Here is a 9602-nt window from a genome sequence, read left to right as displayed (position 1 = left end):
TTGTTTGAAAAGTGTCAGCTTGAGCCTTAAATGCAACTTAGAGAAGTGATCGCAAGTCCCATAACTCTCATTATCTCGTTTAACTTCTCGATAGCCAGAGTAGTCAAACATACGTTGGATGACTTTTCAAACATCCTCTTAGAGGATGCAATGCAGTGTCCTCTTTCTACCCCCTACCTCAGTGTTAAAACTAGTGCATCTTTCGAGACGATTTTTCACGAAAAACTTGATATCAGCGTCTAATGCATCACTAGATAGCACGATGCGATCGCATCTCTTTAGCGAAGGCTCAAATTATGTAGGAGTAATAATGCAAACTTCTAAGTATGAACTATGACGACTCAAGCACGATCTCCAGCCTTACTCACTCAGCAGAGTTCTCTGTTGATTCTGTTGTGGTTTGAATAAAATTATGAAAATTGCTGGAGTTTGGCATATCTAGGAAAATGATTTCATTAACAATTACATCATTTCGTTGTATGGGCGAGTACGAAACTCATTAAACTATCTATGATGCGATCGCGTGACAATGACATCATTTCTTTCCCATATAGTATTTCCTGCACCATCACATAGGATACCATTGAGCCAAAAAAAATTTGGGCTGTGGCTTCTGGATCAGTAATGCCTAATTCTGGGTGAGAGGCAAAATACTGACTCAGTAATTGCAGTCCACGCTGAATCACGGTTTTAGTATATAGTTTTGCTAATTCTGGAAAGCGTTGCGACTCAGTGATAATCAAGCGGAATAGTGCTAAATATTCAGGATTTTCAGCAACTTTTGTTAGATAGGTTTCAGCAATTTCACGTAATAAAATCGCTGGCTCACCATGTAAATCTTGTCCCCAAAAAATATCCCGAAAGCTACCAATTGTCACCCTTTCGATCAACGCCTTAAATAGTCCTTCTTTATCTTGAAAGTGACTGTATATAGTCTGCTTAGATACTCCAGCTTCCGCGCTTACTCGATCCATACTAGTTCCAGCGTAACCATCCCTCAAGAATACCTGCATGGCTCCTTGCAAAATTTGCTCTTGTTTTGGAGTAATCGCTTTTAAACGAAATAAAGTTTCAGGTTGGGAACCAGAGGTTTTGGGCATAGACGTAAATTTTTTGGTATATCTCTGTAATATCATACTATACAGTCTAGTATGATAGTCCAAGTAAGTATTTAATGATAAAAATATAGGGTAGCACCATGTCTCAGACTGCCTCGACATCTCCAGAAGGGATTATAAATGTTCCAGCACCACGATCTAAGCAGGGACGGAAGAAAACGATTTTTTTGTTGTTAGGTTTGCTGGTTATAGGAGGTAGCATTACTTATTTTCTTTGGCACAATCAACACCAAATACCAGCGAATGTGTTGAAAGTGAGTGGAAGAATTGAAGGTTACGAAACTGATATTGGGGTGAAGCGTTCGGGAAGAATTGTTGCAATTGCAGTGCGGGAAGGGGCAGCAGTCAAGAAGGGGGAAGAATTAATCCAGTTGGATGACACTAACAACCAAATCCTCCAAGAACAACTGCGGGGTGCTGAGGCTATGGTTGCATCTGCCCAATCTGATGAACAGCAAGCAATTTCCGATGCGACTCAAGTAGAAAGTGCAATAGATGAAATTGATAGCCAAATTAGGGAAGCAAAACTTAATTTTCACCAATCCCAAGGAGATACCGAAGGAAGAATTCAACAGGCAAAGTCTAATGTAGCGGCAGCCAAGGCACAATTATTACAAGCACAGGCACAGACAAAGCAAGCAGAGGCAGAAGTAAAATTAGCGAAAATTAATCGCGATCGCTATGCCCAACTAGTCAAAGAAGGCGCTGTTAATCAACAACAATTTGACCAAGCACAGACTACTTTTGATACAGCAGTAGCCACAATAGAAGCTCGAAAAGCATCAGTAAATGCCGAACAGGAACAATTACGTGCTGCTGTCGGAGCCTTAACCCAAGCTAAAACCACAAGTTTCAATCCAGAGATTCGCAATGCCCAAACAGAAGCTTTAAAAAGAAAAAAAGACCAGAGTTTTGCTCAACTTAAATCCGCTCAAGCCAAGGTAAAATCGGCTCAGGCGAAAGTAAGAGATGCCAAGTCATCAAAACAGCAAATTCTCACCCAAATAGAAGACTCGAAAAAAGATTTAAATGTTACCAGTCCTTTAGATGGTGTAGTAACTGCCCGGAGTGCAGAACCAGGTGCAGTAGTCAGCAGTGAAACCAAGATTTTGACAATAGTTGACCCCAAGACAGTATATTTGCGAGGTTTTATTCCCGAAGGCGATATTGGAAAAGTGCGTTTAGGACAAACAACTAAAATCTTTCTTGATTCTGCGCCGGAAAAACCTCTCATGGGCAAAGTGATTTCTGTCGATCCTCAAGCCTCTTTTACCCCAGAAAATATCTACTTCCAAAAAGATCGGGTAAAACAAGTAGTAGGCGTGCGGATTCAGTTAGAAAACCCTCCTGGCTGCTTTAACCCAAAAAATCCCTACTCTGGTTCAGATTTGCCCTGTGCAAAAATTGGAATGCCAGCAGATGCAGAATTGATGTTGCAGGATAAGGAGGTAAACAAATGAAATTATCAACTTCCAACCCACTGCAATTATCTAGTCACTCAACCACTGCGATTAAAGTTAGTAATTTACATAAACATTACGGAAAACTAGTTGCTGTCCAAGGAATTGATTTTACTGTCAATCAGGGTGAAATGTTTGGGTTAATTGGCCCTGACGGTGCGGGTAAAACCACTACCTTTCACATCTTAGGTGGGGTGATGGAGGCGACGGCGGGAGAAGTGCAAGTATTTGGTCAGCTAGCAAGGGACGCACGTTTAAGGACGGGGTATCTCACACAACAGTTTTCCTTGTATTTGGATCTCAGCATTGACGAAAACTTGCGTTATGCGGCGGGATTACGCCAAGTCAGCGATGATTTATTACGGGAACGCCGTCAGAAATACTTAAAATTAATGAGTTTAGAAAGGTTTGGCGATCGCTTGGCGGGTCAACTTTCCGGGGGGATGAAACAAAAGCTGGCGCTGTGTTGTGCCTTGGTTTCCCAACCCGACGTGCTGTTACTAGATGAACCGACTACAGGGGTAGATCCAGTTTCCCGGCGGGAATTTTGGGATGTATTAGCAGAACTTTCCGCCGACGGGATGACAATTGTTGTCGCCACACCCTATTTAGATGAAGCTGAACGGTGCGATCGCGTCGCACTGATGTATAGCGGTCAAATTCACGAAATTGGTACGCCGGCAGCATTACGCGACAATTTAGGTTTATATCGCTTAGAAGTCAGAACCGCAAATTTAGAGATAGCCGAGAAACTTCTCTTACAGAATGTGCAGACAAATATAGTCGATGTGCAGACATTTGGCGATCGCTTGGATGTTCTAGTTCAAGATGTGAATCTCGGCGAAACCCAGGTAAATCAACTACTGCAACAGTATCACCCCAAAATTGAACGTGGCGAACCCACCTTAGAAAACGTCTTTGTCACCCGTCTGCGACAACAAGGTTCAGCGCCGGCATTTTTGGACTTTCCTCGTTCGCATCGAGGAAATAGGGAACAATTCAAACCTCAAAATTCTTCCGATCAAATCGCTATTTCTGCCCACAATCTTAACCGTGTATTTGGTAACTTCCAAGCAGTCAAAAACGTTAATGTCGAAGTCCGCTATGGCGAAATATTCGGGCTTTTAGGTGCGAATGGAGCCGGAAAAACCACTACCATCAAAATGCTGTGTGGATTACTCCCAGCTAGTGGCGGTGAAATTTCCCTTGGTGGTGAAACAGGAAATCTGCGTAGTCGTGACTTACGACGACGCATTGGTTATATGAGTCAGAAATTTACTCTTTACGACGATTTAACAATTCTGCAAAACCTAGAGTTTTATAGCGGTATTTACAGCGTACCCCGCAAACTTAGGCGAGAAAAGATTGATTGGGTAATTGCTACCTGTGGCTTAGAAGGACAAGAACAGATGCTTACCGGACAATTACCGGGTGGTTGGAAGCAGCGAGTAGCTTTTGGCGCTTCTGTGATGCACGAACCAGATATTTTATTTCTGGATGAACCGACATCTGGGGTAGATCCTTTAGCCCGTCGTCAGTTTTGGAAGCTAATTAATGACTTTGCTCGCAATGGTACAGCTATTTTGGTGACAACGCACTACTTAGAAGAAGCTGAACAATGTAACCGCATGAGTTTTATGGTAGCCGGAGAAATCGCCGCCGAAGGTTCGCCTAGTTCTATCAAAGCTTCTCAGCCAGGACAACTTATAGAGATTATTGTCAACCAAAATCAAACCGCCTCCAACATCCTTAAACAACGTCTTGATTCGTGGCGGGTTTCTATTTTTGCCAATAGTTTACACGTTGTTCTTGATGAACCGGAAAAAGAAATTCCCGAAATAACTCAGCTTTTAAAATCAGCACACCTTAATGTTGAATCTCTGCGTCCCATTCCGTTTTCTTTGGAAGATGCTTTTATTGGTATAGTTCAACGTGCATGAGGGGGCTACATTTTTTATCTCACGCCCAGACGCAGAGAGAAATTAAGAATGTATACAGCACTTCCGGCTATTATGCAATACAGTTTTTATCCCTGCCTCTCTCCTATCATCACTTTCAGCTATGAGGATGTACCTCATAGCTGCCGGAAGTGCTGTATGTGAACACTGCTGTAAAGAAATTCTGGCTTTAATGAAAACTGAGAATCACCAATGAAAAGAATTTTTTCTCAATGTATTAAGGAAATAGCACAATTTCGGCGCGATCGCTTAACTTTAGGTTTAGCATTTTTATTGCCGTTTTTGACTCTAATGATTTTTGGGTTTGCGATTCGTTTAGAGAGTAAAGATATTCCCCTAATTGTCCAGGATTTTGACCGGACAAACCTGAGCAGAAGCTATATTGAGCGGTTGTATTCCACTAATCAATTTGTACCTAGACAATGGTCAGGTAATGATCCGGCACAGGATGCAATTGATCAGAGTATTGCTAAAGCCGCAGTAATTATTCCTCCCCAATTCAGTCGAGATATTCAAGCTGGTAGAAATGCAAAGGTGCAAGTATTAATCGATGCCACAGATGTTAACAATGCACGTGTAATTAGAGGGAGCATTCAAAGAGTAACTAATTTCTTTATGCAAGACCAAGGACTAATATCAGATACAAGTATTATTACACCACATATCCGTTTGTGGTTTAACCCTGGTAGATTGGAGTCGCTGTACATTGTGCCGGGAAGTTATGGGGTAGTGTTGTGGATTTTTCCCTCATTGCTAACAGCGATCGCAATGGTGCGCGAAAAAGAAAAAGGTACAATTTTACAAGTTTATGCTTCTAGCATTAGTGCCACTGAACTGTTACTTGGAAAAGGACTAGCTTACCTGCTAATTGCGATTACCGAAGCTTTAATAGTCATAGGATTAGGGTCAATAATTTTTCATATCGGCGTAATTAGTAACCCCATTACTTTATTACTAGGAACTCTACTATTTTTGATGGATAGTGTTTCCTTTGGTTTACTTATAGGTGTACGCACCGATAACCAAAATTCCGCAGTCCAAATTGTTTCTCTTGTCGGCTTTATTACATCTTTATTGCTATCTGGTTTTATTTATCCTCTCAGTAATATTCCTTTTCCCCTGTCACTAACACCTAATATATTTCCTGCTCGTTATTACATTGATGTCACCCGTGATGCTTTTGTGCGTGGTATAGGATGGACAGGAGTTTGGTTTGACTTACTGATGCTTGCAGTTCTGGGATTGGTATTTTTCAATGTAGCACGTCGGCTTTTAAGTCGGATGCAAATTAGTCAATAGTCATTTGTCATTTGTAGTTAGTCATCAGCCATTAAACATATATGAAAATTTTGCGATTATTTGATAGTCCATTTTGGTCATTAGTTCGTAAAGAAATTAATCAAATTCTCCGAAACAGGCAATTGATTGTTTTATTAATTGTCCCACCAACAGTACAATTATTGCTTTACGGATTTGCACTTAACCCGGATGTCCATAATTTACGGCTGGGTGTAATTGACTATGCCAATATCTCCGCCAGTCGGGAATTAGTTTCAGCAATGACATCCAATCACACTTTTAACTTAGAATCTGTACCAACCAGTGAAAAAGATTTAAGCCGCCAAGTAGAAGAAGGTAAGCTAGATGTAGGGGTAATAATTCCACCAGATTTTCCTCGCCAACTAGCTAATAAATCAGCAGAAATTCAAATATTTGTCGATGGAGTAAATGCAAATACGGCGGGGATTGCTGCTAACTATATTAATCAGATTATTCAACAATATAATCTCAGCTTGGTACAGAATAAAGTCAGTATACCAGTTTCGACAGAAGTCGTTTTTCTTTACAATCCCGGACTCACAAGTAGTTGGTTTTTCGTACCAGGGGTTATGGGTTTAGTCCTGACACTAATCGGCACATTAGTATCAGCAGTAACTGTTGTGCGCGAGAAAGATACAGGAACTTTAGAGCAATTATTAATGACTCCCTCTAGTAATTGGGAAATTTTATTAGCTAAAATTGTCCCGTTAGCATTCTTGCTTATGGGAGATGTGCTACTAGCTTTAACTTTGGGAACAATTGTATTTAGCCTACCATTTCGTGGTAGCTTCCTACTATTTATTGCCTTGTCAAGTATATATGTCTTTGTGGGGATTAGTTTGGGTATTATGTTGGCAACTATTTGTGGTTCTCAACAACAAGTGTTACTCACATCGTTCTTTATAAATTTACCAATGATCCAAACTTCTGGAGCAATATCTCCGATTGAAGCTATGCCTCCTTTATTTCAATTTATCTCTTTATTTAATCCACTTCGTCATTACATCACTATTGTTAGAGGTATTTTACTCAAAGGAGTTGGTTTAGATGTGCTGTGGTTAAATGTGTTAGCATTGATTTGTTTTGCTGTTGTTCTATTAACTATTAGTATTAACAAGTTTCGGAGTCAGCTAAGTTAAACAATAGCTGATGAAAAGTTTTCAAGATTTTGTCTCGTATTTAGTACGTCTGTTGAAGCACCCAATCCCTGGGTAAGCTCTAAAATGACAAGCAGAAGGCGAGCCGCTATGAATGATCAGTATATGCCTTCTGTGTTGGCCGCATCTCTCCCAAATTCAATACTCTCCTAGAATCCCACTGTCAATAGGCTTTGAGACGCGCTAACCCTGCTCTCCCTTCGGGAGAAGGGGAGACGCTAAAAGCGATAGCGCAGCGTTAGCGAGTCCGCGTACTCTTACAGAGAAGCAAGCTACGCTTTTAGCGTCTGTCTGCGACACGCTGCGCGAACGTAGAGAGCGTCTGGGGGTTTCCCCCATGAGCGACTGGCGTGGACTAAGGGGGATCATTAAAGACTGTGTACCTTAACCGAACCGTATTGAGTTCACTCTTTAAATTAGAGAAGTGAGCTATTGAAAATTCGCAAGTTCGCAAAAAATGCTGTTGTTAAAGATATCTGATATGGGCGATCGCTTGAAAAATTTCTATATTTTCTATATTTGCAGATATATATCAAACTAAACGCTCTAAAAATTTATATTTCTGGAAAACTATATCCAAGTTTAAATGTAAATTTATACCTTGTATTATTTTAAGAAAAGCTTCATAATTGACTTGAAAAGCGCATATTCATCAAGGAATAAATAATACTTAGATAGAAGAAGATTGCACATATTTTTTGGTTGATCACGCAAACATATCTGATATAGTCTCAAGCTAACTCATGTCGGAGTTCGACTAATCTAATGCTACAAGGATGGATTCAAATTGTATTAACGCTACTAATTGTAGTAGCGATTACTCCGTTTTTTGGGCGCTACATGGCGCGTGTCTATTTAGAGCAAAGTACTTTTCTTGACCCGATTTTGAACCCGGTTGAGCGATCGCTTTACTCTTTGGTAGGCGTTCAAACCAAAGAAAACATGACCGGCTGGCAGTATGGGCGGGCAATCCTCTACAGCAACGTAGTAATGGGGTTGCTGATTTTCTTGATCATTATGAATCAGGGATGGTTGCCCCTCAACCCCACGGGGATAAATGCCCCAACTTGGGACACAGCACTGCATACTACCATTTCCTTTATTACTAATACCAACCAGCAGCACTATTCTGGTGAAACCTACATGAGCTATGCCAGCCAAATGTGGGGACTTGGTTATCATATGTTCACCTCATCTGCGACTGGTTTGGCGGTGGGGATTGCTTTTATTCGGGGCTTGACTGGTAGACCGTTGGGCAACTTTTATGTAGACTTAATTCGCTCAATTACCCGAATTTTGCTGCCTATTTCTATTGTGGGAGCGATCGCCTTGATGGCATCTGGCGTTCCCGAAACACTCTCCGGTGCAGTTGTATTCCCTACCCTAGAAGATCCGAATATTAGTCAAGCGATCGCTCGTGGTCCCGTTGCCCACTATGAAATCATCAAGCAATTAGGAGAGAACGGCGGCGGCTTTTTTGCCATCAACTCGGCACACCCCTTTGAAAATCCCAGCGGATTTTCTAACTTGATTCAGATTGTGGCTATGCTTTCGATTCCCACTTCTCTGATCTACACTTACGGCTTGTTTGCGAACAACACTAAACAAGCTTGGTTAGTTTATGGCATGGTTAGTGGGCTTTACATAGTATTCATTATCGTCACCGCTATTGGAGAATACAACGGCAATCCGGCTGTGAATGCATTGCTAGGCAGTCAGCAAGCGAATTTAGAGGGTAAAGAAGTCCGTTTTGGTTGGGCGCAATCTGTGCTATTTGCGGTAAGTACAACTGGCACTATGTGCGGTGCAGTCAACAGTTTACACGACTCCTTCATGCCCAATGGCGGTTTTATCACCCTTTCCAATATGTTCCTGCAAATTATCTGGGGTGGACAGGGTACAGGAACCGCTTACTTATTTGCTTACTTGATTCTGGCAGTGTTCGCTACAGGGTTGATGGTGGGACGTACACCAGAATTTCTCGGACGCAAGATTGAGAAACGTGAAGTCGTGCTTGCTAGTTTCTTGCTTTTGATGGTTCACCCGATCGCTATTATGATTCCCGCAGCTATCACCCTAGCATTTGCTGACCAACTCTCAGGAATTAGCAATCCCGGTTTCCACGGCTTTGCTCAAGTCATTTATGAATATGCCTCAGCTGCTGCTAACAACGGTTCTGGGTTTGAAGGTTTAGGCGATTCACAACCATCTCCAATAGCGATGTCTGCGACGGGCGCAAAAACCACTGCAACTGCCCTGTGGTGGAATCTAAGTGCCTGCTTCAGTTTACTAGCTGGACGCTATATTCCAATTTTGGGTTTGCTGTTTTTAGCCGATAGTATGTCTCGTAAGCAAGCTGTTCCCTACACAACTGGTACATTGCGAACCGATACTGGATTATTTATCGGCGTTACCGCAGGCGTGATTTTAATCTTGGGCGCACTCACATTCTTCCCAGTGCTGGCATTAGGCCCCATTGGTGAAGCTTTTTTTATCGCCAAAGGTATCGGCTAAAGAGTAGGGGAGAGTTAAAAGTTAAAGAATTATGTTCAAAGCCTCATTAACGGAGATCAAAGCCTCATTCATCCA

Annotated in this window: 6 protein-coding genes; 5 read left to right on the top strand and 1 reads right to left on the bottom strand. The window is 41.7% G+C overall.

The features are described 5' to 3' along the window. Positions 1–467: 467 nt before the first annotated feature. A complete protein-coding gene (locus ACEW80_RS23255) occupies positions 468–1100 on the bottom strand; it encodes a TetR/AcrR family transcriptional regulator (RefSeq protein WP_373528863.1) in 633 nt (210 codons plus the stop codon). Between the two features lie 98 nt (positions 1101–1198). On the opposite strand from ACEW80_RS23255, the gene ACEW80_RS23250 reads away from it, so the two are divergent. The 5 genes from ACEW80_RS23250 to kdpA all read left to right on the top strand — a co-directional run bounded on the left by ACEW80_RS23250 (position 1199) and on the right by kdpA (position 9527). Beyond that, entirely contained in the window at positions 1199–2578 is a 1380-nt protein-coding gene (locus ACEW80_RS23250) for an HlyD family secretion protein (protein ID WP_373528862.1), read from the top strand. Continuing rightward, the gene (locus ACEW80_RS23245; RefSeq protein WP_373528861.1) at positions 2575–4518 is read left to right on the top strand and encodes an ATP-binding cassette domain-containing protein; all 1944 of its coding nucleotides are present in this window, start codon (positions 2575–2577) and stop codon (positions 4516–4518) included. Before ACEW80_RS23250 ends, ACEW80_RS23245 begins: the two co-directional genes overlap by 4 nt. A gap of 210 nt (positions 4519–4728) precedes the next feature. Next, a complete protein-coding gene (locus ACEW80_RS23240) occupies positions 4729–5835 on the top strand; it encodes an ABC transporter permease (protein ID WP_373528860.1) in 1107 nt (368 codons plus the stop codon). A gap of 41 nt (positions 5836–5876) precedes the next feature. Beyond that, positions 5877–6995: an ABC transporter permease gene (locus ACEW80_RS23235; protein WP_373528859.1), complete on the top strand. Its 1119-nt coding sequence runs from the start codon at positions 5877–5879 to the stop codon at positions 6993–6995. Between the two features lie 783 nt (positions 6996–7778). Further along, complete coding sequence (gene kdpA, locus ACEW80_RS23230) at positions 7779–9527, top strand: potassium-transporting ATPase subunit KdpA (RefSeq protein WP_373528858.1); 1749 nt, start codon at positions 7779–7781, stop codon at positions 9525–9527. Positions 9528–9602: the final 75 nt, after the last annotated feature.

This window comes from Nostoc sp. (assembly GCF_041747015.1).
Taxonomy (GTDB): Bacteria; Cyanobacteriota; Cyanobacteriia; order Cyanobacteriales; family Nostocaceae; genus Nostoc.
This window is presented reverse-complemented; position numbering and strand designations above follow the sequence as displayed.

Bases quoted from the DNA above. Each gene is read 5' to 3' on its own strand.
- kdpA (WP_373528858.1), top strand. From the start codon at position 7,779: ATGCTACAAGGATGGATTCAAATTGTATTAACGCTACTAATTGTAGTA.
- ACEW80_RS23240 (WP_373528860.1), top strand. From the start codon at position 4,729: ATGAAAAGAATTTTTTCTCAATGTATTAAGGAAATAGCACAATTTCGG.
- ACEW80_RS23250 (WP_373528862.1), top strand. From the start codon at position 1,199: ATGTCTCAGACTGCCTCGACATCTCCAGAAGGGATTATAAATGTTCCA.
- ACEW80_RS23255 (WP_373528863.1), bottom strand. From the start codon at position 1,100: ATGCCCAAAACCTCTGGTTCCCAACCTGAAACTTTATTTCGTTTAAAA.
- ACEW80_RS23245 (WP_373528861.1), top strand. From the start codon at position 2,575: ATGAAATTATCAACTTCCAACCCACTGCAATTATCTAGTCACTCAACC.
- ACEW80_RS23235 (WP_373528859.1), top strand. From the start codon at position 5,877: ATGAAAATTTTGCGATTATTTGATAGTCCATTTTGGTCATTAGTTCGT.